The organism is Rhizobium sp. WSM1274 (assembly GCF_025200775.1).
GTDB lineage: Bacteria > Pseudomonadota > Alphaproteobacteria > Rhizobiales > Rhizobiaceae > Rhizobium > Rhizobium leguminosarum_I.
In genome coordinates this window covers 1,405,667-1,431,270 of record NZ_CP104138.1, presented here as the reverse complement: position 1 = coordinate 1,431,270, position 25,604 = coordinate 1,405,667, and the positions used below count along the sequence as shown (strand labels likewise).

The 25,604-nt window shown below is 61.5% G+C and carries 27 protein-coding genes; 17 read left to right on the top strand and 10 right to left on the bottom strand.

Annotation, left to right across the window (positions count from 1 at the left end):
- Positions 1-67 precede the first annotated feature (67 nt).
- Positions 68-781, bottom strand: a complete 714-nt coding sequence (hdaA, locus tag N2600_RS07285; protein WP_260110582.1) for a DnaA regulatory inactivator HdaA — start codon at positions 779-781, stop codon at positions 68-70.
- A complete protein-coding gene (locus tag N2600_RS07280) occupies positions 774-1,898 on the bottom strand; it encodes an AI-2E family transporter (protein WP_026154094.1) in 1,125 nt (374 codons plus the stop codon). The genes hdaA and N2600_RS07280 overlap by 8 nt, the downstream gene beginning before the upstream one ends.
- Positions 1,899-2,144: 246 nt before the next feature.
- On the opposite strand from N2600_RS07280, the gene purM reads away from it, so the two are divergent.
- Together purM and purN are read left to right on the top strand one after the other, a co-directional pair.
- Positions 2,145-3,218 carry a phosphoribosylformylglycinamidine cyclo-ligase gene (gene purM, locus N2600_RS07275; protein ID WP_170256748.1) on the top strand — a complete coding sequence of 358 codons (1,074 nt, stop codon included), beginning with the start codon at positions 2,145-2,147 and terminating at the stop codon, positions 3,216-3,218.
- On the top strand, positions 3,215-3,886 hold the full coding sequence (gene purN, locus N2600_RS07270) for a phosphoribosylglycinamide formyltransferase (RefSeq protein WP_170256747.1): 672 nt from the start codon (positions 3,215-3,217) through the stop codon (positions 3,884-3,886). Before purM ends, purN begins: the two co-directional genes overlap by 4 nt.
- 223 nt (positions 3,887-4,109) lie before the next feature.
- On the opposite strand, the gene N2600_RS07265 is transcribed toward purN, so the two are convergent.
- Both N2600_RS07265 and N2600_RS07260 read right to left on the bottom strand, forming a co-directional pair.
- Positions 4,110-5,258 (bottom strand): ISAs1 family transposase, encoded by a 1,149-nt coding sequence (locus N2600_RS07265; RefSeq protein WP_260298529.1) that lies wholly within the window; start codon positions 5,256-5,258, stop codon positions 4,110-4,112.
- Between the two features lie 159 nt (positions 5,259-5,417).
- On the bottom strand, positions 5,418-6,587 hold the full coding sequence (locus N2600_RS07260) for an alpha-D-ribose 1-methylphosphonate 5-triphosphate diphosphatase (RefSeq protein WP_170256746.1): 1,170 nt from the start codon (positions 6,585-6,587) through the stop codon (positions 5,418-5,420).
- 179 nt (positions 6,588-6,766) lie between these two features.
- On the opposite strand from N2600_RS07260, the gene N2600_RS07255 reads away from it, so the two are divergent.
- Complete coding sequence (locus N2600_RS07255) at positions 6,767-7,006, top strand: type II toxin-antitoxin system Phd/YefM family antitoxin (RefSeq protein WP_017963751.1); 240 nt, start codon at positions 6,767-6,769, stop codon at positions 7,004-7,006.
- Entirely contained in the window at positions 7,006-7,410 is a 405-nt protein-coding gene (locus N2600_RS07250; protein ID WP_260298528.1) for a type II toxin-antitoxin system VapC family toxin, read from the top strand. The genes N2600_RS07255 and N2600_RS07250 overlap by 1 nt, the downstream gene beginning before the upstream one ends.
- Here N2600_RS07250 and N2600_RS07245 read toward each other — a convergent pair.
- Positions 7,407-7,997: an NUDIX domain-containing protein gene (locus tag N2600_RS07245; protein ID WP_260110575.1), complete on the bottom strand. Its 591-nt coding sequence runs from the start codon at positions 7,995-7,997 to the stop codon at positions 7,407-7,409. The two genes, N2600_RS07250 and N2600_RS07245, sit on opposite strands and share 4 nt — an antisense overlap.
- Positions 7,994-10,198: a molybdopterin-containing oxidoreductase family protein gene (locus N2600_RS07240; RefSeq protein WP_260298527.1), complete on the bottom strand. Its 2,205-nt coding sequence runs from the start codon at positions 10,196-10,198 to the stop codon at positions 7,994-7,996. Before N2600_RS07240 ends, N2600_RS07245 begins: the two co-directional genes overlap by 4 nt.
- A 16-nt stretch (positions 10,199-10,214) precedes the next feature.
- Here N2600_RS07240 and N2600_RS07235 point away from each other — a divergent pair, with 16 nt between their 5' ends.
- Both N2600_RS07235 and N2600_RS07230 read left to right on the top strand, forming a co-directional pair.
- Positions 10,215-11,084, top strand: a complete 870-nt coding sequence (locus tag N2600_RS07235) for a 23S rRNA (adenine(2030)-N(6))-methyltransferase RlmJ (RefSeq protein WP_260110573.1) — start codon at positions 10,215-10,217, stop codon at positions 11,082-11,084.
- A gap of 59 nt (positions 11,085-11,143) precedes the next feature.
- Positions 11,144-11,740 carry a glutathione S-transferase gene (locus tag N2600_RS07230; protein WP_170261213.1) on the top strand — a complete coding sequence of 199 codons (597 nt, stop codon included), beginning with the start codon at positions 11,144-11,146 and terminating at the stop codon, positions 11,738-11,740.
- Positions 11,741-11,824: 84 nt separating this feature from the next.
- Here the strand turns inward: N2600_RS07230 and N2600_RS07225 are convergent, their stop codons facing one another.
- A complete protein-coding gene (locus tag N2600_RS07225) occupies positions 11,825-12,460 on the bottom strand; it encodes an outer membrane protein (protein ID WP_017963745.1) in 636 nt (211 codons plus the stop codon).
- A gap of 365 nt (positions 12,461-12,825) precedes the next feature.
- Between N2600_RS07225 and N2600_RS07220 the strand changes: the two genes are divergently transcribed.
- From N2600_RS07220 to N2600_RS07200, 5 genes are all read left to right on the top strand, one after another.
- Positions 12,826-13,593 carry an SDR family oxidoreductase gene (locus tag N2600_RS07220; protein WP_017963744.1) on the top strand — a complete coding sequence of 256 codons (768 nt, stop codon included), beginning with the start codon at positions 12,826-12,828 and terminating at the stop codon, positions 13,591-13,593.
- A complete protein-coding gene (gene uvrC, locus N2600_RS07215; RefSeq protein ID WP_017963743.1) occupies positions 13,590-15,635 on the top strand; it encodes an excinuclease ABC subunit UvrC in 2,046 nt (681 codons plus the stop codon). Before N2600_RS07220 ends, uvrC begins: the two co-directional genes overlap by 4 nt.
- A gap of 192 nt (positions 15,636-15,827) precedes the next feature.
- The gene (pgsA, locus tag N2600_RS07210; RefSeq protein ID WP_260298526.1) at positions 15,828-16,418 is read left to right on the top strand and encodes a CDP-diacylglycerol--glycerol-3-phosphate 3-phosphatidyltransferase; all 591 of its coding nucleotides are present in this window, start codon (positions 15,828-15,830) and stop codon (positions 16,416-16,418) included.
- On the top strand, positions 16,415-16,669 hold the full coding sequence (moaD, locus tag N2600_RS07205) for a molybdopterin converting factor subunit 1 (protein ID WP_017963741.1): 255 nt from the start codon (positions 16,415-16,417) through the stop codon (positions 16,667-16,669). Before pgsA ends, moaD begins: the two co-directional genes overlap by 4 nt.
- A 196-nt stretch (positions 16,670-16,865) precedes the next feature.
- On the top strand, positions 16,866-17,327 hold the full coding sequence (locus N2600_RS07200; protein ID WP_260298525.1) for a molybdenum cofactor biosynthesis protein MoaE: 462 nt from the start codon (positions 16,866-16,868) through the stop codon (positions 17,325-17,327).
- Between the two features lie 9 nt (positions 17,328-17,336).
- Here N2600_RS07200 and N2600_RS07195 read toward each other — a convergent pair whose 3' ends face one another.
- Positions 17,337-18,233, bottom strand: a complete 897-nt coding sequence (locus N2600_RS07195) for a branched-chain amino acid ABC transporter permease (protein WP_260298524.1) — start codon at positions 18,231-18,233, stop codon at positions 17,337-17,339.
- A 64-nt stretch (positions 18,234-18,297) separates the two neighbouring features.
- Here N2600_RS07195 and N2600_RS07190 point away from each other — a divergent pair, with 64 nt between their 5' ends.
- Positions 18,298-18,843 carry a CGNR zinc finger domain-containing protein gene (locus N2600_RS07190; protein WP_260298523.1) on the top strand — a complete coding sequence of 182 codons (546 nt, stop codon included), beginning with the start codon at positions 18,298-18,300 and terminating at the stop codon, positions 18,841-18,843.
- On the top strand, positions 18,840-19,343 hold the full coding sequence (locus tag N2600_RS07185) for a hypothetical protein (protein ID WP_260298522.1): 504 nt from the start codon (positions 18,840-18,842) through the stop codon (positions 19,341-19,343). Before N2600_RS07190 ends, N2600_RS07185 begins: the two co-directional genes overlap by 4 nt.
- An 84-nt stretch (positions 19,344-19,427) precedes the next feature.
- Here the strand turns inward: N2600_RS07185 and ndk are convergent, their stop codons facing one another.
- Positions 19,428-19,850, bottom strand: a complete 423-nt coding sequence (ndk, locus tag N2600_RS07180) for a nucleoside-diphosphate kinase (RefSeq protein WP_260298521.1) — start codon at positions 19,848-19,850, stop codon at positions 19,428-19,430.
- Between the two features lie 81 nt (positions 19,851-19,931).
- Positions 19,932-20,621: a glutathione S-transferase family protein gene (locus N2600_RS07175; protein ID WP_260298520.1), complete on the bottom strand. Its 690-nt coding sequence runs from the start codon at positions 20,619-20,621 to the stop codon at positions 19,932-19,934.
- Positions 20,622-20,759: 138 nt separating this feature from the next.
- On the opposite strand from N2600_RS07175, the gene N2600_RS07170 reads away from it, so the two are divergent.
- The 4 genes from N2600_RS07170 (at position 20,760) to N2600_RS07155 (ending at position 25,475) form a co-directional block, all read left to right on the top strand.
- Positions 20,760-21,269 (top strand): DinB family protein, encoded by a 510-nt coding sequence (locus tag N2600_RS07170; RefSeq protein ID WP_260298519.1) that lies wholly within the window; start codon positions 20,760-20,762, stop codon positions 21,267-21,269.
- Between the two features lie 184 nt (positions 21,270-21,453).
- Positions 21,454-22,503, top strand: coding sequence for a GGDEF domain-containing protein (locus N2600_RS07165; RefSeq protein ID WP_260298518.1), 1,050 nt, complete (start codon positions 21,454-21,456; stop codon positions 22,501-22,503).
- Positions 22,504-22,617: 114 nt separating this feature from the next.
- Positions 22,618-24,501 (top strand): ABC-F family ATP-binding cassette domain-containing protein, encoded by a 1,884-nt coding sequence (locus N2600_RS07160; protein ID WP_020486068.1) that lies wholly within the window; start codon positions 22,618-22,620, stop codon positions 24,499-24,501.
- 128 nt (positions 24,502-24,629) lie between these two features.
- Entirely contained in the window at positions 24,630-25,475 is an 846-nt protein-coding gene (locus N2600_RS07155; protein ID WP_260298517.1) for a polysaccharide deacetylase family protein, read from the top strand.
- Positions 25,476-25,604: the final 129 nt, after the last annotated feature.

Here is a 25,604-nt window from a genome sequence, read left to right as displayed (position 1 = left end):
TGGTCCGCTTACCCCGTTTTCCATCGCCAAAGGCAATTATATCAGTTTGACGACGGAACTGTGACAGTCAATCGGCTGGTTCCGAATTTCCCAATTCATTCAATACTTCGGCAGCAAGAGACCGGGTGATTTTCGTGCCCCGCGACAGGGCCAGCCGGTCAAGCCTTTCGACGATCGTCTGGGCGGCGTTCAGCGACCGCTCCATCCGGTTGACGATATAGAGCACGAGTTTGTCATCTATATAAAGCTGCCGGTCGGCGAAGAGCTTGACGATCACCTGCGACAACAGCGCCTCATCGGGTTCGCCGATCTCGACGACGGTCGCTGCTTTCAGGCGCGAGCGCAGATCGGGCAGCAAAACTGGCCACGACATCGGCCAGAGACGGCTGGTGATCAACAGGCTGGTGCCATTTTCGCGGACGCTGTTAATGACGTGAAAGAGCGCGTTGTCGTCGAAACCAAGACGGTCGGCGTCCTCGAACAGCACCGGCCCGGCGGCGGCGGCAACCGCGGCATCCGAGCCAAGCTCGGGATGGATGCTCACCGCCTCGCTCAATTCCCGCCAGATGCGGGCGAGATGCGATTTTCCCGAGCCGACGGGGCCGGCGAGCACGACGACCGGCGATGGCCATGCCGGCCAGGCGTCGACGATCGAAACGGCGGCGGCGAGACGCTCCGAGATCAGGAGGTCGTCACGCCCGCTTGCGGCATCGTGCGAAAAGACCAGCGGCAGTTGCTCTCCGGCCTTGCGCTTCGGATCAGCGTTCTTCACGTCATTCATTAGGAACTGATTTCGTCTTCCGGGCGCGGTTACTGGGCGACCCGCCAAAGTAAAGATCGCTCTGAAGGTAGCGTGAAAGTGCGAAGCGGACAAGGACGCCGACGGCAGCGGCAGCCGGCACGGCGACCAGAAGCCCGACGAAACCGAAGAGCGCGCCAAAGGCAAAGAGCGCAAACATCAGCCAGACCGGATGCAGGCCGACGCTGGAGCCGACGAGCTTCGGCTGCAGAATGTTGCCTTCGAGGAACTGGCCACTGAAGAAGACGACGAGCACCAGGCCGATCCACGGATAATCCGGCCAGAACTGCACAAGCGCGACGCCGACGGCCAGCACGAGCCCAACCATCGAGCCGACATAGGGAATGAAGCTGATCATGCCGGCGAAGAGACCGATCAGCAGGCCGAAATTCAGCCCGACGAGGGAGAGGCCGGCGGCATAATAGATGCCGAGGATGAGGCAGAGCGAGCCCTGGCCGCGGATGAAACCGGCAATCGCCTGGTCGATCTCCTTGGCGATCTGGCGGACATCGCGGACGTAATCGCGCGGGACCCATTGGTCGACCTTGGCAACCATGCGGTCCCAGTCGAGCAGGATGTAGAAGGCGACGACGGGGGTGACCACGAGCAGCGATATGACGTCGACTATCGCCTTGCCGGAATTCCAGATCTGCGCAAAGAGCCCGGTGAGGAAGCCCATGCCCTCCGACAGGATGCCCGAGAGATTGTCCTTGATCGTGCCCATCTGGTTCTCGACCCAGTCCGGCAGCAGCGAATTTTGCGCCTGCGCGATGAACTGCTGTAATTGGCTGATATAACCCGGCAGACGCTGAGCGAAATCGTTGAACTGGCTGATCAGCACCGGAATGAGGATCATCAGCGCCAGCGCGAAGACGATGACGAAGGCGACGAGAATGCCGATGGTCGCCATCATGCGGCTCAGACCCAGGCGCTCCAGCCGGTCGGCCACCGGATCGAGGAAATAGGCAATCGCCATGCCTGCAATGAAAGGCAGCAGGATGGAGCTGAAGACATAGAGAAAGACGATGAAAAAGACGAGCACCGCCAGCCAGAAGAATATCTGACGCTTGAGAATGTTTCCACTGACTTGCTGTGGCATTGCCTTCCCCGTTGGTCGCTCGCCGCCGCCTGGCGCCGCATCCGATCCGAAGCGGCCATTCAGCACATAGGATGCAGGCGCAAAGATGGTCAACCCTGCTGCGGCGAATCCCGCAAAGGCTCAGGAAAGACGCGGGAAATTGGGGGCTTTTGCCATGCAACGCTTGCATAAACGCCCCTGTCATGCAATTGCGACCGGCAGATGACGCGGCACGTTTGCCGCCTGAAATAGCCATCGGAGACCAGCATGAGCCAGTCTGGGAAAAACGGCCTGACATATAGCGATGCGGGCGTCGACATCGATGCCGGCAACCTCCTCGTCGAGAAGATCAAGCCGGCGGTGCGCTCGACCCGCCGTCCCGGCGCCGACGGCGAGATCGGCGGCTTCGGCGGGCTTTTCGATCTCAAGGCGGCAGGCTTTACTGATCCGGTTCTCGTCGCCGCCAATGATGGTGTCGGCACCAAGCTGAAGATTGCGATCGACGCCAACTATCACGACACGGTCGGCATCGACCTCGTCGCCATGTGCGTCAACGATCTCGTGGTGCAGGGCGCCGAGCCGCTGTTCTTCCTCGATTATTTCGCGACCGGCAAGCTCGACCCCGACCAGGGCGCTGCCATCGTCGGTGGCATTGCCGCCGGCTGCCGCGAGGCCGGCTGCGCGCTGATCGGCGGCGAGACGGCCGAAATGCCCGGCATGTATTCCTCCGGCGACTACGACCTCGCCGGCTTTGCCGTCGGTGCTGCCGAACGCGGCAAGCTCCTGCCATCAGGCGATATTGCCGAGGGTGACGTAATCCTCGGCCTTGCCTCCTCCGGCGTCCATTCCAACGGTTTCTCGCTGGTGCGCAAGATCGTCGAATTGTCCGGTCTCGATTGGGATGCACCGGCGCCGTTCGCTGAAGGCAAGAAGCTCGGCGAAGCGCTGCTCGAGCCGACCCGCATCTATGTGAAGCCGCTTCTGAAGGCGATCCGCGAGACCGGTGCCATCAAGGCGCTGGCGCACATCACCGGCGGCGGCTTCCCGGAAAATATTCCGCGCGTGCTGCCGAAGCACCTGGCGGCCGAGATCGATCTTGCCGCCGTCCAGGTGCCGCCGGTGTTTTCATGGCTCGCCAAGACGGGCGGCGTCGAATCCAAGGAAATGCTGCGCACCTTCAACTGCGGCGTCGGCATGATCGCCGTTGTCGCCACCGAGAATGTTGCGGCGGCTTCCGCCGCACTCGAAGCCGAGGGCGAGACGGTTATCACGCTCGGCCGCATGATCGCCCGCGACGAGGGCGCTGCCGGCACGGTCTACAAGGGCGCGCTTGCCATATGAGTTCGCCGCGTAAACGCGCCGTCGTCTTCATATCCGGCAGCGGCTCCAACATGATGGCGCTGGTTGCGGCTGCAAAGGCAGCCGACTACCCGGCCGAGATCGTCGGCGTCATCTCCGACAAGGCGGATGCCGGCGGGCTTGCCAAGGCCGCCGCCGAAGGTATTGCCACCTTTGCCTTCCCCCGCAAGGACTATGCCAGCAAGGACGCGCATGAGGCGGCGATATTTTCGGCGCTCGACGAGCTTTCGCCCGACATTCTCTGCCTGGCAGGCTATATGCGGCTGCTGACGCCGACCTTCATCCAGCGTTACGAAGGCCGGATGCTCAACATCCACCCTTCCCTGCTGCCGCTATTTCCCGGCCTGCACACCCATCAGCGGGCAATCGACGCCGGCATGCGGATCGCCGGCTGCACGGTGCATTTCGTCACCGAGGGCATGGATGAGGGGCCGGTGATCGGCCAGGCGGCCGTACCTGTTCTTTCCGGCGACACGGCCGAAAGCCTTGCTGCACGTGTGCTGACCGTGGAGCACCAGATCTACCCGCAAGCTTTGCGGCTGTTTGCCGAAGGTCGAGTGGCGATGGAAGGCGGCAGGGCCGTCGGCGCTGAGGCCTCGACCGCAGCAGCCGAGGCTCAACTGATCTCGCTGATCGGCGACCGCGCCTAAGCGCATCGCCACACGACGCGCTTCAGACTGGTGACAAAGTCGGCCAGCTTGCCGCCTGGTTCGAATGGCCGCCCCTCATCCGGCTGCCGCCACCTTCTCCCCGTAAACGGGGCGAAGGCACCATGTCGCAACCTCTCCGTTCCTCGCAACCTGTCGTATGGCACGTGCCCTCGCCCCGTTTACGGGGAGAGGGCTAGGGTGAGGGGCAGCCAGGGGAATCGCTTCAGGTTAATTTCTGGGTCTGAACGATGATGCTTTCGAGGTAATCATTGTTGAGATTTGCCTTTTTGCGCCTGACCTTGAGGCTGTGCCTGTCGTTTGCGGATCTGACGAGGTTGATGGCCATGTGTTTGACGACCGCCATGTTTTGCGGTCCAAAGCCGGTCCTGAGACGAGCGAGATCGTCGTGGAAGATGACATCGAGGACCCAGTGCAGGCGATTTTCGATGCCCCAATGGGCGCGGACGGCGGCGGCGAATGTGCCGGGGTCGAGCTTTGCTGAAGAGAGATAGTAGCGCCATTCGGTCTCGATTTTCCCGGCCCTTTCGGTGCAGCTCTCGACCATGGCGATCATGGCCAGATGCGGGAAGTGCGGTTCCCCCGTATATCGGCGATCAGACCAGAGCCAATCGACCTCGTGGCAAACCGTGTGGCGGCGCTGTTCCAGCCGGCCATGATCGCTTTCGACGATGGTCTTGCCGCGTTCGATCATGTCGGCGGGCGGATCGGCGAAGAAGCGGGCGACCTCCTCATGCAGGGCGGGCCGATTGGCCTTGAGGGCAAGAAGATAGTCGCCGCCGCGCCGCACGATGGTCTCGGCAATTGCCGTCTGGGTGCCCATGGCATCGATGGTGACGATCGCGCCGGTGAGTTCGAGCCGTTCCAGCAGCAGCGGAATGGCGGTGATCTCGTTGGACTTGGCGTCGGTCGCCTCCTGCCCGAGCACCAACCGCTGCCGGCTCGCCCAGGCCGAGACGATATGCAGCGGTTCGCGGCCCTTGCCGCGGGCATGGCTGCGGCGCGAGGTCTTGCCATCGATGGCGATGACCTCGGGATCGTTGTCCCTGAGCGCCTCCACCCACGCGGTGAAACAGGCTTTGAACAGGTCCGCGTCGAGCGCATTGATCACGTCATTGAGAGTGTCATGGGACGGGAGACCGCGCTCAAAGGCTAAGAAACGCCGCAGGAAATCCATCCGCTCTTCGCCCCAGAGCCGGATCTCGACAAAATCCTCCATCCCACAAAGCGTCGCGCAGAGTACCAAAAGCAGGATTTCCGGCAACGGATAGACCACCCGCCAGCTTTGCCGAGGATCGCTAAGCGCTGAAAAATGATCAAGAATGGCGCGGGATGCTTGCGGCGCAGTAGACATGAGAGGCTCCGACGAATCAAAGCCCTCCATGAATCACAGGAACACCGTCAAGCGCTACCGCTCTCCGAAAAAGCTGAAGCGATTGCCCTGGAGGGGCAGCCATCTTTCATTGCTTTATGCATGTCGTCGTCCCAAAACTGCGGTTTTGGGCGACATGCATTAAGCCGCCAGCGCCCGCAGCGGATGCAGCGTGCCGTCGCTATAGACGAAGCGGCCGGCGCGGAAGGTGGCGCGGATGCGGTTGATCTCGCCCCGCTCGACGACGACCAGATCGGCGCGCTGACCGATGGCGATTTCGCCGCGGTCCAGGAGGCCGGCGGAGCGGGCGGCATTGCCGGTCGCCATGGCAACGGCGCCTGGCAGGCCGCCCTCCACCATGTCGGCAAGCTTGAAGATGCCGGGTACGAAGGCAGCCGGATGATAATCGGCGGCGATGACGCTCAGCAGACCGGCCCTCGCAGCATCGAGCGCGCTGAGATTGCCCGACATCGACTGGCCACGCAGCGCGTTCGGCGCGCCCATCAACGTCCAGAGACCGCGACGGCGCGCCTCTTCGGCCGCAGGTGCGGTGACTGGAAACTCGCTGATGGTGACGCCGAGATCGTGCATCTCGGCGACCTTTTCGACGCTGTCATCGTCATGCGAGGCAAGCGACAGCTTGTGCTTCAGCGACAGCGCGACGATCTCCTTCAGCTTGGCCTCGATGTCAGGATTGCTGCGCATGGCGATGCGCTTGGCAACGATCTCCGCCGCCATTTCCTCGGAGATGGCGCGGCGCTCGGAGATGCTGAGGATATAGCTTTGGAGGTTGTTGTACTGGCCCTGGCCCGGCGTGTGGTCGGTCAGGGAGACCATGTCGATCTGGTCAGCATTCAGCAGGCGTTCGAGTGCCGCGGCTGCGCCGACGTTGGTGATTTCGTAGCGGGCGTGGACGCGATGGTCGATCAGGAGATCGTCACGCAGGCGGTTGATGCCCTCGATCACCGCTGATGTCGTCTCCAGCGAACGGACGTGGCCGTAGACGCTTTCGGTCGCAAAGGAGACGGCGGCGAACGCCGTCGTCACACCGGCAGCGGCAAGCTTCTTGTCAAGTTCGTGGATGCCGAAATCGATCGGCATCGTTGCGTTCGGCCGCGGGGCGATTTCGCGCTCGATCATGTCGCCGTGCAGATCGACGAATCCGGGCATCAGCAGCCGTCCGCCGCCATCGATGGCGGCACCGGCGACCGGCTCCGGCCTGATCTCGGCGATGGCGCCGTCCTCAACACGCACGGAACCTTCACTCACCACCTCGTTTGGGAGAACGAGGGTGAAATTGCTGAGCCACATGGGCTTTCTCCTGACCGCATCCGATGATTGACAAACCGCAGCGCATAGAACTGCTTCGTGACAACTGCATGAAGAACTTCCAAACTTCTTACTCTTTCCGTTCTTGCTTCGCCATACTTGACCAATCAGTTGACCAAGTTTTGACGTGACATTACATTAAACACAAATGGACGGTGGCTATGACGATCAAAGTGAAAGTGGCAGAGGCAAAAACGCATCTCTCGGAGCTTCTGACAAAGGTAGAAGCAGGCGAAGATGTGGTGATATCACGCGGCAACAACGCGGTCGCCCGAATGATCAAGATCGATGACCATCGCCAGAGGCTCGACGCCATCCGTGCACTCCGCAGCGAACGGGCAGAACGCGCCGGAGCAACCGCGGCCGAAATTCAAGCCTGGCGGCGCGAAGGCCAACGCTGATGCCGTTCGTGGTTGATGCTTCGGTTGCGGCGGCTTGGTTGCTTGTCGATGAGGAAAGCCGGACTGCCGAAGAAGCCTTGTCGTTTCTCGAAACGGAAGATGCCTTGGTGCCCGATCTCTTCTGGCATGAGATACGCAACATCCTGTTGACCGCGGAACGGCGGAAACGCATCTCCAACGAGGATGTGCTCGCTTGTCTCATGCGACTCACCAGCCTGCCGCTGCGCACTGTCTCAAGCGAAGACCATCTTCCGATCTTGCGACTTGCCGGAAAATATAAACTATCGGCCTATGACGCCGCTTATCTGGCGCTTGCGGTCGCAGAGAACGTATCGCTTGCGACGCTGGACGCCAGACTGGAACGTGCCGCGTCAGCGGAAAGTCTCACCTTCGGGCCGGGTTAGAAAAGCGTTCCCCTGTTCAACAGCGCCCATTGCAGAAGCACGATCGTTTTGACGTCGAAGATCTCGCCGGTTTCGATCATCGCCGCCGCTTCGTCGAGCGGGATTTCGAGGACCTCGATGTCCTCGTGCTCCTCATCCAGGCCGCCGCCTTCCGCCACGCGGTCGGCGATGTCGATGAGGGCTGCGAAGAAATGCACGACTTCGGTGACGGCGCCCGGCGAGGGATAGGATTTGAACAGGAAGCGCGCATCGCGTAGACGATAGCCGGTCTCCTCCATCGCCTCGCGACGGATCGCCGCCTCGGGATGGTCGTCGTCGAGAAGGCCGGCAGGCACCTCGATGATCCAGCTGGGATCGCCGTTGAGATGAACGGCGAGGCGGAATTGGCGGACGAGAACGACGAGGTCGCGCTTGGGATCGTAAAGCAGGATGCAGGCGGCCGGCGTGCGGTGATAGACTTCCCGCTTCAACCGCTGGGTCGCGCCCTTGCGGTCGATATAGTCGAGTAGGTAGCTGCTCAGCCGCGTCCACCCATTCGACAGGATTTCTTCGCTGACGATCTTCACGCGTGATTTCGGCTGCATCATGCTGCGTCCCTGCGAAGCCAGACCTTGTTGTCGTGTACGGCCGCCCCGCCATAGGGCGCAACGGGGTCGGCACCGGTCAAGACGTTGATGCCCTCGCCGTCGACATGCGCCTTGTTCGGCCAGAGCCCCTCGGCGATCAGCACGCCGGATTTGACTTCGGTGGTGATGCGGGCATGGAGGCGCAGATCGCCGCGGCTGTTGCCGATGCGCACAAGATCGCCATGGGCTATGCCATTGGCTTCGGCGTCGGCCGGATTGATCATCACTTCAGGGCGACCTTCCTTCTGGCGAGAGGTCTTGGTCTCGGAGAAGCTCGAATTCAGGAAGTTGCGCGCCGGCGACGTGGCGAGCCGGAAGGGATGCTCGGGATCGGCGACTTCGATGACATCGACCTGATCGGGGAAGGCCGGAAGCTCGGAATGCGGACCTAGCGCGCCGATAGAAGCCGGGGGCTTGTTCGGCGCCGGCTGATCGATCCAGTCCGGGCGGAAATGGAACTTGCCATCCGGATGGGCAAAGCCGTTCAGATAATGCGCCTCCTCGAAAGCGGGCTGACGATCGAACCATTTGTGTTCGAGGAAATGGTCGTAATCCGGCAGGCCGCTCGATTCCAGAATGCGGTCGACCATCTCGCGGGCGGTGAAGCCGAAGCCGGGGCGATCGGCGACGCCGAGGCGTTTTGCCAGTTCCTCGATGACGAAGAGATTGGTGCGCACCGTTGGCGGCGGCTCGACCAGCTTCGGCCCCAGCAGGATATGGTTCTGGCCGCCGGCGCGGTAGATGTCGTCGTGCTCGACGAACATCGTCGCGGGAATGACGATATCGGCGATCTCAGCCGTTTCGGTCATGAACTGTTCATGGACCGCGACGAAGAGATCGTCGCGGGCGAAGCCGCGTCTGACGAGGCGCTGCTCGGGCGCGATGTTGGCGGGATTGGTGTTCTGGATCAGCATCGCCGTCACCGGGCCGCGATGACGCAGCGCCACCGGATCGCCGGTCAGCACCCGGCCGATCTGGGATTGATCGAGCGTGCGGATATCGGCATCCTTCATCGACCGGCCGGTCAGTTCCGCATTGTTCATGCGGAAGATGTCGCTGTTCGAATGGAAGGCGCCGCCGCCCTCATATTTCCAGGAGCCGAGAACGGTGGCGATCGAGGCGGCCGCATGCATGGCGACCGCGCCGTTGCGCTGGCGGGTGAAGCCATAGCCCAGGCGGAAAAAGGTCTTCTTCGTCGTGCCGACGAGGCTGGCGAAGGCTTCGATCTCCTCGACCGAAAGACCGGTGATGGCAGCCGCCCATTGCGGCGTCTTGGTTTTCAGATGCGCCTCGAGACCGGCGGGATCATCGGCATATCTCGCCATATAGTCACGGTCGGCGTAACCGTCGCGGAAGGCGATGTGCATGACGGCGCAGGCGAGTGCGGCGTCGGTGCCCGGCTTAACGATCAGCGCCATGTCGGCCTGCTTCATCGTCGGATTGTCGTAAATGTCGATGACGACGATCTTCGCGCCGCGCTCCTTGCGCGACTTGATGGCGTGGGTCATCACGTTGACCTGGGTGGAGACCGCGTTGGTGCCCCAGATGACGACGCAATCCGTGAGGCCCATCTCGCGCGGATCGGGGCCGCGCAACGTGCCGGTCGCCATGGTGAAGCCGGTCCAGGCGGGGTTGGTGCAGATCGAGGAGAAGAAGCCGGAGTAACGCTTGGCATGACGAAGGCGATCGATGGAATCGCGCTGCACCCAGCCCATGGTACCGGCGTAGAAATAGGGCCAGATCGCTTCGCTGCCGTCTCTTGCCTCGGACTTGACAAAGGCTTCGGCGATCTCATCCAGCGCATCGTCCCAGGAAATCTGCTGCCACTGCCCTGCCCCCTTGGCGCCGGCGCGGCGTAGCGGATGCATCAGGCGGTCGGAATGGTAGAGCCGCTCGGCATAACGGGCGACCTTGCCGCAGATGACACCCGACGTGTAGGAATGGTCATTGGCGCCGCGGACACGGCCGATGCGGCCATCCTCCGATATCTCGACCTCCAGCGCACAGGTGGAGGGACAGTCATGCGGGCAGGCCGTGTGGCCCACCCTGTTTTCCGGCTTGGATGATTTGGCGTGGATGGGGGTCGCAATGTTCATGGCATTTGTATATTCCAAGGCTTGCACGGCCAAAAGCCACAAAAATTCCCCATGACGCGAATTCATACGGACATCAGCAAAAATGAACTACCGCCACATCTATCACGCGGGCAACTTTGCCGATGTGCTGAAACATGTCGTGCTGACGCGGCTGATCCGCTACATGCAGAAGAAGGATGGCGGCTTCCGCGTGCTCGACACGCATGCCGGCATCGGGCTCTACGACCTCTCCTCCGAAGAAGCGCAGAAAACCGGCGAATGGCTCGATGGCATCGGCAAGCTGATGGAGGCAGAGCTCGGCCCTCAGGTCTCTGAACTGCTGGAGCCCTACCTCTCGGCAATCCGCGAACTCAATCCTGAAGGCGGCATCCGCTTCTATCCCGGCTCGCCGAAACTTGCGCGCATGCTGTTTCGGCCGCAGGACCGCCTGTCGGCGATGGAACTGCATCCCGAGGACTATGTCAGGCTGCACCGGCTGTTCGAGGGCGATCACCACGCCCGCATCACCGAGCTCGACGGCTGGCTGGCGCTCGGCGCACATCTGCCGCCGAAGGAGAAGCGCGGCATCGTGCTCGTCGATCCGCCCTTCGAGGAGGAGGACGAATATCGGCGGCTGGCCGAGGGGCTGGAAAAGGCCTACCGGCGCTTTCCCGGCGGCACCTACTGCCTGTGGTATCCGCTGAAGAAGGGCGCGCCGATCAAGGAATTCCACGAGAGGCTACAGGCGCTCGATATCCCGAAAATGCTCTGCGCCGAACTTGCCGTTCGCAGCGACCGCGGCATTACCGGACTGACGGGCTCCGGACTCGTCATCGTCAACCCGCCCTTCACACTGAAGGACGAGTTGCACCAATTGCTGCCCGCATTGAAGGACCATCTGGCGCAAGACCGCTTCGCCTCGCACCGCGCCTTCTGGCTGCGCGGCGAAAACAAGGCCGTCAAGGACGATTGACCAGCCAATCGCCTTAAGGGATAGTCCGTGCCGCAGTCTACAACCTCATCCGGTGTCCCATGAAGCTCCTTTGTTCGCCCGCTTCACCCTATTCCAACAAGGTGCGGATGGCCGCGCATTTTCTGGGCCTGGAGTTGAACGCCATCCGGGTCGACACCAATACCGGACCGGCGATCCTGGTGGACAACAATCCGCTCGGCAAGATCCCGACGCTTCTGAACGATGACGGGATTTCGATATACGACAGCGTGGCGATCATGCATTATTTCGACCGGCTGACGAAGGGTGGGCTCTACCCTTCGAAGAACGGCAAGCGCACGGATGCGGAAATCCTCGAGGCGCTGTGCGACGGCATCTGCGACTGCCTGCTGGCGATCGTCTACGAGCGGCGCTTCCGCGACGAGGAAAAAATTCACCAGCCGTGGATCGACCGGCAATGGAAGAAGGCGACGAGCGGGCTCGCTCATCTCAGCGCCAATCCACCGAAAACAGGCAAGAAGCTCAATGGCGGACATTTCGCGCTGGCCGCGACGCTCGATTATCTCGAGCTGCGCTTCAAGGACCAATGGGAAGCCGATCATGCGCCTCTGATCGACTGGCAGCGGCAGTTCGACAAGAAATTCCCTGCCCACAGCGAGCTCAAGTCTGAGGGCTGAGCGGGCTCAGCGTCTGAGCAACGAGCACACAGCAAAAAGCCGGGCGACGTGCCCGGCTTTTCCATGTTCGAATATTCAACTCGCTTAGAACTTGACGCCGATGCCGAGCTTGACGCTGTTCTCGTCGTAACCGCGCGAGAAGCTGCCGGAGTCGAGGTCGTAATCCTTGCTCTGGTAGTCGGTGTAGCGATATTCCAAGCGCGTCGTGATGTTGTTGGTCACGAAGGCTTCGACACCAGCGCCGACCGTATAGCCGTAATTCGTCTTGCTTTCGTCCGAGGTACCGTCGGAAACCTTGACGTCGCCGATGGCAAGACCAGCTGTGCCGTAGAGCAGGAAGGGGTTCATGTCGTAACCGACGCGGCCACGGACGGAGCCGTTCCAGCCATACTTGTTCTTGACGCCGCCTGAGGAGACATCGTCGCCGCTGTAGCCGAGATCGGATTCAACGCCGTAAACGATCTGGCCCTGCTGCCAGTTGTAGCCGGTGAAGACCTGGCCGCCGAAACCGTAGGTGTGGCGGTCGGAACCGAAGTCACCCATGTTGTAGGTGCCGGCGCCGCCGAGGTAGAAGCCTTCCCAGTTGCCAGCCGGCTTGACCGGAGCTTCCTGGGCGACCGGTGCTTCCGGAACCTGGTCGACGGCATCGGCCGCCTGAGCTGCCGAGACGCCCGCAATTGCAAAAACGGAGGCCATGAGGCCAGCAATGAGTACACGCATACTTAGTCTCCTTTCAGTCCCGCGCCGCTTACCATCTGTCTATCAGTGAAGCATTGGCGGGATATTGCCAGATGTCCCTTCCGGATCGAGATTGAAATTGGAACTGAAATGCGGATTTGAAAGAGCCAAATTGTGATATCATTGTGGCTGCCGCATGGCTGAAATTCGATGTTGCTTTGGCGCAACATACACTTTGTTAACCCTACCGAAGAGTTAAACTTAAAATACCTATTTTAGGAAATCGCATTCTTAAATAATACATAGAATATCCGGCTCTCCGACGCAACCGCAACGGCCTATTTATATAATCTCCGCCCGCCCCTATATAGTCTGCTGACAGACCCGCGGGATCAGAAGGCAAGATTTTGAACCACAAAAGACTTCGTTCGGCCCTTATAACAGGGGCTGCAAAAAGAATAGGCCGGGCAATCGCCGAAGACCTTGCCGCAAATGGCTTTTCCGTTGCGATCCACGCGAACGGCTCCATCGGTGAGGCCGAAGAGCTGGTGGCGGAATTGCGGCAAAAGGGACAAAGGGCGATCGCGCTGCAGGCCGACCTTAGCGATCTCGGCGAGACGGGCGCATTGGTCGCGAAGGCGTCGGAAGCGCTCGGACCGCTCGATCTGCTCGTCAATAATGCGTCGGTCTTCCAGCATGATTCCGCGCGTAGTTTCAATGCCGCCACATGGGCATTGCACTTCGACCTGCATGTCCGTGCGCCCTCTATCCTTGCGGCGGCCTTCGCGCAGCAGATGCCCGCTGAGGCAGCAGGGCTGATCGTCAATATCATCGACCAGCGGGTCTGGGCGCTGAGGCCCAGCTTCTATTCCTATACCCTCTCCAAATCCGCGCTGTGGACGGCGACGCAGACGCTTGCACAGGCGTTGGCGCCACGCATCCGCGTCAATGCCATCGGCCCCGGCCCCTCGATGCCGAGCGAGCGGCAGGCGATGGAGGACTTCCAAGCGCAGGTCTCAGCCCTTATCTTGCAGCGAGGGCCGGCGCTGGAGGAATTCGGACAAACGATTCGCTTCCTTTACGACACGCCCTCGATCACCGGCCAGATGATTGCCCTCGACGGCGGCCAGCACCTCGCCTGGCAGACGCCCGATGTGGCGGAGATTACGGAATGAATGGACGAAAGCTGCCGGACGGCGGCGTTCTCTACGACGAGACGGATGAGAGCGAAGACGATATCGAAGTGGAAGGCGACGTTTCCGCCGTCGCCCCGCTTGCGGCTGCGGTCGACTGGAACGCGGGCAGCCTCAACGAGACCGGGCTTATCGGCGCGGAACTGATCGCCGAATTCGTCAAGCGGCTCCCCAACAGCCCCGGCGTCTACCGCATGTTCAACGCCGAGGGTGACGTGCTCTATGTCGGCAAGGCGCGCAGTCTGAAGAAGCGCGTCAACAATTACGCCGTCGGCCGCGTGCATTCCAACCGCATCGCCCAGATGGTGCGCCAGACGGCCAACATGGAATTCGTGACGACGCGCACGGAAACCGAAGCGCTGCTGCTGGAAGCGAATCTGATCAAGCGCTTGCGGCCGCGCTTTAACGTGCTTTTGCGCGACGACAAGTCGTTTCCCTATATTCTCATTACCGGCGACCACCGGGCGCCGGCGATCTTCAAGCATCGCGGCGCCAGAGCGCGAAAGGGCGACTATTTCGGACCTTTCGCTTCGGCCGGCGCGGTCGGGCGGACGATCAACTCGCTGCAGCGCGCCTTCCTGATCCGCACCTGCACCGACAGCGTCTTCGAAACGCGCACGCGGCCCTGCCTGCTCTACCAGATCAAGCGCTGTTCCGGTCCGTGCACGCATGAGGTCAGCGACGAGGGTTACGGCGAACTGGTGCAGGAGGCGAAGGACTTCCTGTCCGGCAAGAGCCAGAAGGTGAAGTCGCATATGGCCGAGGCGATGAACCAGGCGGCCGAGGACCTCGATTTCGAACGAGCGGCGATCTATCGCGATCGCCTGGCGGCACTGTCGCATGTGCAGAGCCATCAGGGCATCAATCCGGCCGGCGTCGAGGAGGCTGACGTTTTCGCCATCCATCATGAGGGCGGCATCTCCTGCATCCAGGTGTTCTTCTTCCGCACCGGCCAGAACTGGGGCAACCGCGCCTATTTCCCGAAGGCCGATCCGCAGCTTTCGAGCGCCGAAGTGCTGAATTCCTTCCTCGCACAATTCTACGACGATAAGCCGGTGCCGAAGCAGATCATGCTGTCGCAGACGGTCGAGGAGCTGGAACTGCTCGCCGCAGCACTCAGCGAAAAGGCCGGCCACAAGGTTTCCATCCTCGTGCCGCAGCGCGGCGAGAAGCGCGATCTCGTCGACCATGTCGTCGGCAATGCGCGCGAGGCGCATGGGCGAAAGCTCGCCGAGACGGCGTCGCAGTCGCGGCTGCTCGAAGGTTTCAAGGAAACGTTCAAGCTTGCCTATACACCGCAGCGCATCGAGATCTACGACAATTCGCATATCATGGGCACCAATGCCGTCGGCGGCATGGTGGTCGCGGGGCCGGAAGGTTTCGTCAAGAACCAGTACCGCAAGTTCAACATCAAATCGACCGACATCACGCCCGGCGACGACTTCGGCATGATGAAGGAGGTGATGACGCGGCGTTTCTCGCGGCTGATCAAGGAGGAAGGTATTCCTGACCGGACGGCGCAGGCGGCGACCACACCCGACGCTGCCGACATGCCCTTCCCCACCTGGCCCGATGTGATCCTCATCGATGGCGGCCAGGGGCAGATGACGGCGGTGCGGGCCATCCTTGCGGAACTCGGCATCACCGAGAGCGTGACGGCGATCGGCATCGCCAAGGGCATCGACCGCGATGCCGGGCGCGAACGCTTCTTCCCGCCGGGACGAGAAAGCTTCACGCTGCCGCCGCGCGATCCGGTGCTCTATTTCATTCAGCGCATGCGCGACGAGGCGCATCGTTTCGCGATCGGCTCCCACCGGGCTCGGCGCAAGAAGGAAATGATCAAAAACCCGCTCGACGAGATCGGCGGCATCGGCCCATCGCGCAAACGCGCGCTGCTCCAGCATTTCGGCACGGCAAAGGCGGTTTCGCGCGCCGCCCTGTCCGACCTGATGGCGGTGGAAGGCATATCGGAAGCCGTCGCCAGGCAGGTCTATAACCATTTCCACGACGACGCCGCGAAATAACCGGCGTCCGTCGCAAATTCCACGCAAAGGCGGTGAAAAGACAGAAAGAATGTTGACGGTCCGCGGCCAAAGCCGTCATCTACCGCAACGACCCGAGCACGATGCGGAGGTCCTAAAGTGTTACAGCGTCCTTGGCGCGTCTGAAAAAAGGCGCGGCGCTGTAGCAGCGCATCAATTCAGAGAAACGATCCCATGGCATCGCGTGCGTACAGCATTCCCAATCTTCTGACCTACGGTCGTATCCTCGCCGTGCCGCTGATCGTTCTCTGCTTCTTCATCGAGGGCAGGCTGTCGATCAGCAACACGGCGCGCTGGGTGGCGCTGTGGATCTTCGTCATCGCCTCGCTCACCGATTTCCTCGACGGCTATCTCGCGCGCGTCTGGAACCAGACGTCGAATATCGGCCGCATGCTCGACCCGATCGCCGACAAGCTGCTGGTCGCCTCGATTCTTCTGCTGGTCGCGGCCGACCAGACGATCGCCGGCTGGTCGATCTGGGCGGCGATCACCATTCTCTGCCGCGAGATCCTGGTTTCGGGCTTGCGCGAATATCTGGCGGCGCTGAAGGTCAGCGTACCCGTGACGCGGATCGCCAAGTGGAAGACGACGCTGCAGCTTGTCGCCATCGCCTTCCTGCTCGCCGGCCCGGCCGGCGACGAGATTTTCCCCTATACGACGCAGATGGGCATCGCGCTGCTGTGGATCGCGGCGCTGCTGACGATCTACACCGGCTATGATTATTTCCGCGCCGGACTGAAACATATCGTGGATGACGAGGAATGACGCGGCTTATCTATTTCGCTTGGGTGCGCGAGCGCATCGGCAAGGGCGAGGAGGAGATCGACCTCCCCTCCTCCGTCGTCACCGTTGCCGATCTCCTCACTCATTTGAAGACGCTGGGCGAAGAATATGAGACCGCACTTCAATATCCCGACGTGATCCGCGTGGCGCTCGACATGGAGCATGTCGAGCATGACGAGCCGATATCAGGGGCGAAAGAGATCGGGATATTTCCGCCGATGACGGGGGGATGACTGGTATGAGATCCGGTGCGGCATATTCCCTTCCCTTCTCCCCTCGGGGAGAAGGTGCCCGAAGGGCGGATGAGGGGGCCGCCCCGGCAGGTACTGCCCTTCGCTTGCGCTCAGTGCGTTCGCGGCTTGCGCCACTCACCCCCCTCATCTGTCCTTCGGACAGCTTCTCCCCGCTGGGGAGAAGAGGGAGGCTGTATTGACCATCATCCCCGCCATCCGCGTTCAGCATGAGGACTTCGACCTGCGGGCCGAGGTCGATCGCCTCTCCAAGGGCAAACCCGGCATCGGCGCCGTCGTCACCTTTTCCGGCCTCTGCCGCGATGAAGGCGGGACGCTGGCAGCCCTCGAACTCGAGCATTATCCTGGCATGGCTGAAGCGGAGATGCGGCGCATCGGCGATCTGGCCATCGCGCGGTTCGGACTTCTCGGCCTCACCGCCATCCACCGCTACGGGAAGATCGCCGCCGGCGAGAATATCGTGCTCGTCGTCGCGGCCGCACCGCACCGGCAGGCGGCGTTCGACGGCGCCAATTTCGTCATGGATTTCCTGAAGACTGCTGCCCCCTTCTGGAAGAAAGAGCACGCCAGGGATGGTGCCACCGGCGACTGGGTCGCGGCGAAGGACGCCGACGACGCAGCGCGCGACAAGTGGAAGTAAATTAGTAAATTAGAGCACCACACGCTCCCTGCGGCTCATGACCAGTAGCAGGACGAGTAGCGAGAAGATGACCAGATCCCGCCAGACGAAGGGGCCATAGGCGCCCCACATGGTTTCGACGACGGCAAGCGCGGCCGCGCCGCCGGCCGAGCGCAGCGGATCGGAGTAGCCGCCGACGGCTGCGATCAACAGCACCTTCAGTCCGAACATCAGGCCGGAGCCGAAATCCATCGAGCCGTAATAGAAGGTGGCGAGGATGCCGCAGATCGTGGCGACGAGAGCGGCTGCCGCATAGGCGACGAGAAAGACGCGGTCGGCGCTGGTGCCGCAGAGTTCGGCTGCCAGCGGGTCATCGGTGACGGCGCGCCAGATGCGGCCCCAGACCGTGCGCCTGAGGATCAGCGTACCGATCGCGACGATGGCGCACATCAGCGCCGTGTCGATCAGTTGGATATGGGTGAGCGTCACCTTGAAGGGGCCGTCGCTCCAGAAGACGACCGTGTCGTTCAGGAATGGCGGCAGCCAGATGGCGCGGGTACTGGCGGCAAGCCGGGCAGTCTCCATCAGCACGATCATCATGCCGAGGGCGGCGACGATGACCGTATTCGGCGATTTGCTGACCAGCGGCAGCATGATCGAGCGGCCGATCCATAGGCCCGCCCCCAGTGAATAGACGATGGAAGCGCAGGCGCCGACGGCAAGGGCGGCCGGCAGCACCAACCAGAAGCGGTTGAAAGCAAGTTCGGTGAAGAGCAGCAGGATCTGGCCCGCGAAGGCAAAGATCGCCCCATAAGTGATGTCGGCCCGCTTCGTCACGCCAAAGGCGACGGCATAACCGAAGGCAAGCGCGGCATAGAGGGCAGCAAGCGGAACCGCATTCGCCAGCTGCTGCAGAAGATAGGCCATTCGAGACACTCCGCGTCACTAAAATTATAACTGGTAAAACCTATTTCGCTAGTTATAATTCATCATGAGCTTTTCCTGGACCCCTCACCGCTTTGCCGGCGGCGCACTGGCGCTCGATGTCGTCAACAGCGTCGTTCTGCGCCACGATGCAACGCGGCGGATCGACCGCTTCGCGGTCAGGGATCAAATGCGGAGCTTTCCGCGCGCCGCCGCCGAATTCTGCGCCGAGCGCGCCCTCTTCGGCGACATCGCACCGGTGGCAGCGGAAAACGAAGCGGATTTCATCGCGCTGCGGGAAGCGATCGACGTCTATTTCCGCGAGCGTATACTGAATGGCGGCGACGACCAATTGCTGGCCGGGCTGCTGGAAGCGCTGGCGAAGGCATTGCGCGACGCGGGCCCCAACAGCCTAGCCGCGGCGACCGCCCATTCGGCACTGCGGCTGATCGCCATGCCCGATCTGGAGCGCATGAAGATCTGCGGCAATTGCGGCTGGCTGTTCATAGACCACAGCAAGAACAGGAGCCGGGCCTGGTGCGACATGGCGGTCTGCGGCAACCGCGCCAAGGCGAACCGTCACTATCGCCGCAAGAAGGAGGAGACGCCATGAAGAAATATATGATCGTAGTGGTCGCAGCAGCGGCCCTTCTGCTTTCCGCCTGCCAGCGACAGGCGGAAAACCTGGTCGAGGTCACCGGCCATCTCTTCGTCTTCAACTATCGGGTGGCGAGCGCCACCTATCTGCTGACGCTGAAGAAGACAGGCCCCATCCCCGACGGCTCGGTCATCATCGCCGAATTCGAAAATCCGCAAGGAGGCGATCCGTTGGTGCTGAACCAGAAGATCTACCCGATCGACGACAAGATCGCTCTGCAGAGCGAAAAACTGCACTGCGTGCGCAAGGACCGCCCCTATTCCGTCAGTGTCCGGCTGGTCGACAAGGACGGCAAGGTGCTGCAGGAATTGAAGACGCAGTTCCGGTCCGACCTCGACCAGACCGTCCTGCCGAGCAAGTCGCTCGTCGTCGGCGCGCTTTATGACAAGAACCCGGAGGTCTTCAAGCCTGATGGCAGTGTCGATTTCTCGAATACCGACAAATGCCCGGCATAGAGAAATGTATAGAAAAAGCCGGAGCAAGGCCCCGGCTTTCGAGAGTCAATTCAAGGCATTGCCGGCGAATGCCGAAGCGTGGCCTCAGCCGACGATTTCGGTATCGGAGAACCAGTACTTGATTTCCTGGGCAGCTGTTTCAGGAGCATCCGAGCCGTGAACGGAATTCTCGCCGATCGACAGAGCGTGAATCTTGCGGATCGTGCCTTCGTCAGCGTTTGCCGGGTTGGTCGCGCCCATGATCTCGCGGTTCTTGAGGATTGCGCCTTCGCCTTCCAGCACCTGGACGACGGTCGGGCCGGAGGTCATGCCTTCGACCAGCTCACCGAAGAAGGGACGGTCCTTGTGAACGGCGTAGAAGCCTTCGGCTTCGCGACGGCTCATCCAGACGCGCTTGGAAGCGACGACACGCAGACCGGCATCTTCGAGCATCTTGGTGATAGCGCCTGTCAGGTTGCGCTTCGTTGCATCAGGCTTGATCATCGAGAAGGTGCGTTCAATCGCCATAGTCAAATCCTCTGTTTTCTCGGGAAAAGTGGGCGGTCTTTACCCGCCCCAACGCCCGAAAACAAGAGGTAGGCGGCAATTTCACGCCGCTGTCACAGTCCTGCCGCGGTTTTGGTGAAGATCGAGGCAGCGTTCGAACCAGGCCATGACGGGATCGTCGGCAGCCAGCATGGCGAGACCGGCGGAGACACGCAGCCATTGCAGCGCGCCGAAGACGATATAGTCGGCAAAGAGCGGTGTCTGCCCGCCGATGAAGGGTTGGAATTTAAGCATGTGCCGGAGCGGCTCCAGCTTGGCGCCGAAGGCGGCCTTCTCCACCTCGCTATCGGCGGCAACCATTTCCAACGGCTTGCCGAGCCGAGCCTCCCGGCTTTCGCGGAAATAAGCCTTGTCTCCCTCGTCGAGGTTCGCATGGATGTCGAGAAGGGCGATGCGCATGATCGCCGGATGGATGATCATCTGCGAATAGCCTTCCACCATCCGCGACAACGCCTTGCCGCCTTCGCCGTTGAACAGTGACGGCCGCTCGGGATAGGCCTCCTCCAGATAGAGCGCAATGTCGAAGCTGTCGGAGACCAGCCGGCCATTGTCGTCGAGAACCGGCACGATCGACGAGACGCCGCCGCCGATCGCGCTGATGCGGGCATAGGTGGTCGGAATCTCCTCGAAATCGAGCCCCTTGTGCGCGAGCGCCATGACAGCCTTCCAGCAATGGGGCGAAAAGAAGCGCCGCTCGTCGGCGCCGCAGAGGGAATAGAGGGCTCTGGTCATGACAGTCCTTTCGAGATCGCAGCTCTATCCATTCCACGACAGAAAGCGCCTGCGATCAAATCAGGAAATTTCATGGCGTCATCACTCGGCTTTCTGGGGAAACCGGCTAGACTGCCGATACGACACGGGAGGGGCAGGATGCTCAGACATTACAAGATGTTCGCCGCCTATAATCGCTGGGCCAACCGCCAAGTCTATGCGGTCGCGGCCGAACTCAGCGATGCAGAATTCCGCAGCGACCGCGGCGCCTTCTTCGGCTCGCTGCATCGCACGCTCAATCATCTGCTCGTCGCAGACCGGATATGGATGAAGCGCTTCACCGGTACCGGCGAGGCACCGACGACGCTGAATGCCGTGCTCTTCGAAGATCTGGATGCGCTTGCCGCCGTACGCAAAATCGAGGACGAGCGTATCATTGCCTGGATGGACACGCTGGACGAGGCAGCTCTTGCCGCCGACTTCACCTATGTGCCGGTGACGCAGCCGGGCGAATTCACCCAGCCGCTGGCTCCAGCGCTTGCGCATCTCTTCAACCACCAGACCCATCATCGCGGCCAGTGCCACATGACGCTGACCGCGCTCGCCAAGCCGAGCCTTACGCTTGATCTCATCTACTTCCTGCGCAGCGAGGGTTGCGAGTGGATGTGAGGCACGATCTAAATTAAGAAGCCTCCCACTTTTCGGAGTCATGGTCTGGCCATCAAGACTGAATTAACCGCCATTGCCGGTTCTGCCGCCAATCCTGGGCTATCCCGGCGAAAGTTCAGCCTCTCTTAAAAGCTTACGGGCATAACGTGATGTGAGAGATGAGGCTGGGTCGCGAGGGATCGTCATGCAGAATGCAAGCGCAAACGCATTGTTGCCGCGCGAGGTTGTGCGCCCGGCGCCGAAGGGGGATATTCAGAAGATCGCCCAGCACATGGCGCGCCTCAACGTCGCCGCGCTGCCGCGCAATTACGAGCTCTTTCACGAGGTGATCGTCGGGCTGAATGCCGGCCTTGCGCAGGATATCGCAGCACTCGGACCGCAGCCGCAACAGCCCATGCTCGACGAGCTCGGCCTGAGATACCGCCTCGTCGGCCATTGCGGGCTGGCAGGCGAGACCTCACGGAATGAGGCGAGCCGAATGCTGCGCGATGTGGCGGAAAGGCTTGCCGAAGGGCTGAAGCACAAGAATACCTTTGCGCGCGCCTGCAGCGCTATCCTGAAATCCGTTTCCGGCCAGAGCGACCAGAGCCTTGCCGCTTTCCTCAGCGAGGTCGATTATCTCACTGCGTCGCTTTCGACCGTTCTTGCGGCCGAGATGGAAATCGGCGCGAAGCTGCAGGACGATATCAAGACGCTGGAAACGCTGGAGCGCGGCATTTCGGCAATGCAATCGGCCGCCATCGCCGACAGGATCACCGGACTTCCGAACCGCATTGCGCTGAACCGGACGATCGCCGATCTCTACGAGCGGGAAGAAGGTGCCGCCGGCAGCGCACTGATCATGATCGATATCGACAAATTCACCGATCTCAACGACAAATACGGCACGCAGGCAGGCAACAAGCTCCTGAAGAAGCTCGCCGGCCTCCTCCAGAAGTCGATCAAGAAAAACGATTTCATTGCCCGCACCCAGGGTGATGAATTCGCCCTGTTGTTTTCCAATGTCGGCATGCAGGATGCGATGGCGATTGCCGAGCGCCTGCGCGCCTCCGTCGAAGACAATCTGGTCTTCGCGACATCCGACAAGACCGATCGCGGCAGGCTCACCATCTCGATCGGCGTGGCGCTCAGCACCGATGCGGCAACGCCAGGGCAGTTGCAGGCCAATGCTCGCGTGGCGCTTCTCGCCGCGCAATCGAACCCCCGACTGCCGGTGCAGGCTTTCGGCCGCTGAGGCGGCGGACACGTGTTCTGGCCGCGGGACAAGCAAACTTGCGGCGCACAAGCAAGCTTGGCGCGGGGATAAGCGCTCTTGCCTTGGCGAGCGCTTTCAGCCAAAACGCCGGCCATGATCACGCTCACCGATATTTCCGCCCGCATTGCCGGGCGCCTGCTTCTCGACAATGCCAGCGTTTCGCTGCCTTCAGGCACGAAGGCTGGGCTCGTCGGGCGCAACGGCGCCGGCAAGTCCACGCTTTTTCGCGTCATCACCGGCGATCTCGGCTCGGAGAGCGGAACGGTGTCGATCCCGAAGGCCGCACGCATCGGCCAGGTGGCGCAGGAAGCGCCGGCGACCGAAGACGCGCTGATCGAGATCGTGCTTGCCGCGGACAAGGAACGTACCGCCCTCGTTGCCGAGGCGGAAACGGCAACCGATCCGCACCGCATCGCCGAAATCCAGATGCGCCTCGTCGATATCGACGCGCATTCGGCCGAAGCGCGTGCGGCGAGCATTCTTGCCGGCCTCGGCTTCGACAAAGAGGCGCAGGCTCGCCCCGCCTCCTCCTTCTCCGGCGGCTGGCGCATGCGCGTCGCCCTTGCCGCCGTGCTGTTTTCCGAGCCGGATCTACTTCTGCTCGACGAGCCGACCAACTATCTCGACCTCGAAGGCACGCTGTGGCTGGAAGACTATGTCAGGCGCTACCCGCATACCGTCATCATCATCAGCCACGATCGCGACCTGTTGAACAACGCGGTCAATGCGATCGTCCATCTCGACCAGAAGAAGCTCACCTTCTATCGCGGCGGTTACGATCAGTTCGAGCGGCAGAAGGCGGAAGCCGACGAGCTGCAGACGAAAGCCAAAGCCAAGAACGACGCGGCGCGCAAACATCTGCAGGGCTTCATCGATCGCTTCAAGGCCAAGGCTTCGAAGGCCCGGCAGGCGCAATCGCGCGTCAAGGCGCTGGAGCGCATGGGAACGGTCGCCGCTGTCATCGAGGACCATGTGCAGCCGATCACGTTTCCCGAGCCGGAAAAGCAGCCGGCTTCGCCGATCGTCGCGATCCAGAGCGGCGCCGTCGGCTACGAGCCCGGCAATCCGATCCTGAAGAACCTCAATCTGCGCATCGACAATGACGACCGCATCGCCCTGCTCGGCTCGAACGGCAACGGCAAATCGACCTTCGCCAAATTCATCTCCGGCCGGCTGGCGCCGGAGAGCGGCGAAGTGAAGATCGCGCCGAGCCTGAAGATCGGCTTCTTCGCGCAGCACCAGCTCGACGACCTCATCCCCGAGCAATCGTCGGTGGAGCATGTGCGCCGCCTGATGCCCGGCGCGCCGGAAGCCAAGGTGCGCGCCCGCGTCGCCCAGATGGGGCTTGCGACCGAGAAGATGGCGACGGCCGCCAAGGATCTTTCCGGCGGCGAAAAAGCCCGCTTGCTGATGGGGCTTGCCGCCTTCAACGCGCCCAACCTGCTGATCCTCGACGAGCCGACCAACCACCTCGACATCGACAGCCGCCGCGCGCTGATCGAGGCGCTGAACGACTACGAAGGCGCCGTCATCCTGATCTCGCACGATCGCCATCTGATCGAGGCGACGGTCGATCGACTGTGGCTGGTCAATGGCGGTACGGTGACGACTTTCGAAGGCGATATGGACGAGTACCGCGACCTCATCGTCACTTCCGGTAAAAAAAAAGAAGAAAAGCCGCAGCTAACTGAAGACGCGACGTCGAAGGCCGACCAGCGCAAGCTCAATGCCGAACGTCGCGCCTCGCTGACGCCGCTCAGGAAAAAGATCAATGAGATTGAATCCTTGACGGCGAAGCTGGAGAAACAGATTCAGGCGCTTGACGCGGAACTTGCGGACCCGGCCCTTTACGAAAAGACGCCCACTAAAGCCGCCGAGAAGGCAAAGCAGCGTGGCGAAGCTGCGGCAAAACTGGCGGCTGCCGAGGAAGACTGGCTGATGCTATCGGCCGAATACGAAGAAGCGATGGCGGGATAGTCACAAGTCTTAAGGAAAGCGTGGCGAAGTGCCGCGCTACACCGCAATTTTTGCCGATCTCAACCGATCGTTAACCATAATCCGAAAGGTTGTCTCAACATTCGTTACCGATTTGTTGAGCCCTTTCCATGTATCGTTTTTTCGTTCTGTCCTGCATGGCCCTCACGGCCGCCCTCTCCGCCTGCAGCACCGCCAGACAAGCCGCTCCCGATACCACGATCAAGACCTCGTCGGTGATCGCGCCCGAAGAGCGGAAACTTGCCTATGCCGGCGACGATGCGACCCCGCGCCTTGCCGGCCCGCATCATCTGGCCGGACGGATACTGGAGGTCTCCTCGCTCGCAGATCTCAAGCTGCAGGACAAGGAAGTGATCCTCAGCTTCGACGACGGCCCGATCCCTGGCCGGACCGACAAGGTGCTGGCAATCCTCGACCAGTTCGGCGTCAAGGGTGCCTTCATGATGGTCGGCGAAATGGCCGAGATGCATCCGGCACTCGCCCGCAAGGTCGCCCAGGACGGCAACACGATCGGCAGCCACACCTATGACCATGCCAACCTGAGTTCACTGACTTTCGACGCGGCGATGGCCGAGGTGATCAAGGGCGAATTGGCGGTGACCAAGGCGACGGGAACCGACGTCTCCTTCTTCCGCTTCCCTTATCTTGCCGAGAGCCATAGGCTGCGCGCCGCGATCGCCATGCGCGACATGGTGGTCATGGATGTCGATATCGACAGCAAGGACTACTTCACCACGACGCCGGTCTCCATAACCCAGCGGACGATGAACCTCTTGCACAAGCGCGGCCGCGGCATCATCCTGATGCATGACATCCACAAACGCACGGCGACGATGCTGCCAACCCTGCTCTCGAAACTCGAAGCCGAAGGCTACAAGGTGGTGACGCTGAAATTCAAGAAGACCGAGGTGCCGAACACCGTCGTCGCCTCGGCCGATTTCGTGACAACCCGCTAGCGCATGAGCCCGAAAATCGAAATCGATCTTCGGGCCTATGCTAAGATTCAAAGTGTTACAGCGTCCTTCTCGTCTGAAGAGACGCGCGGTGCTGTAAGGCGGGTTGCCAAGTCGGGACCGGCTGCCTAG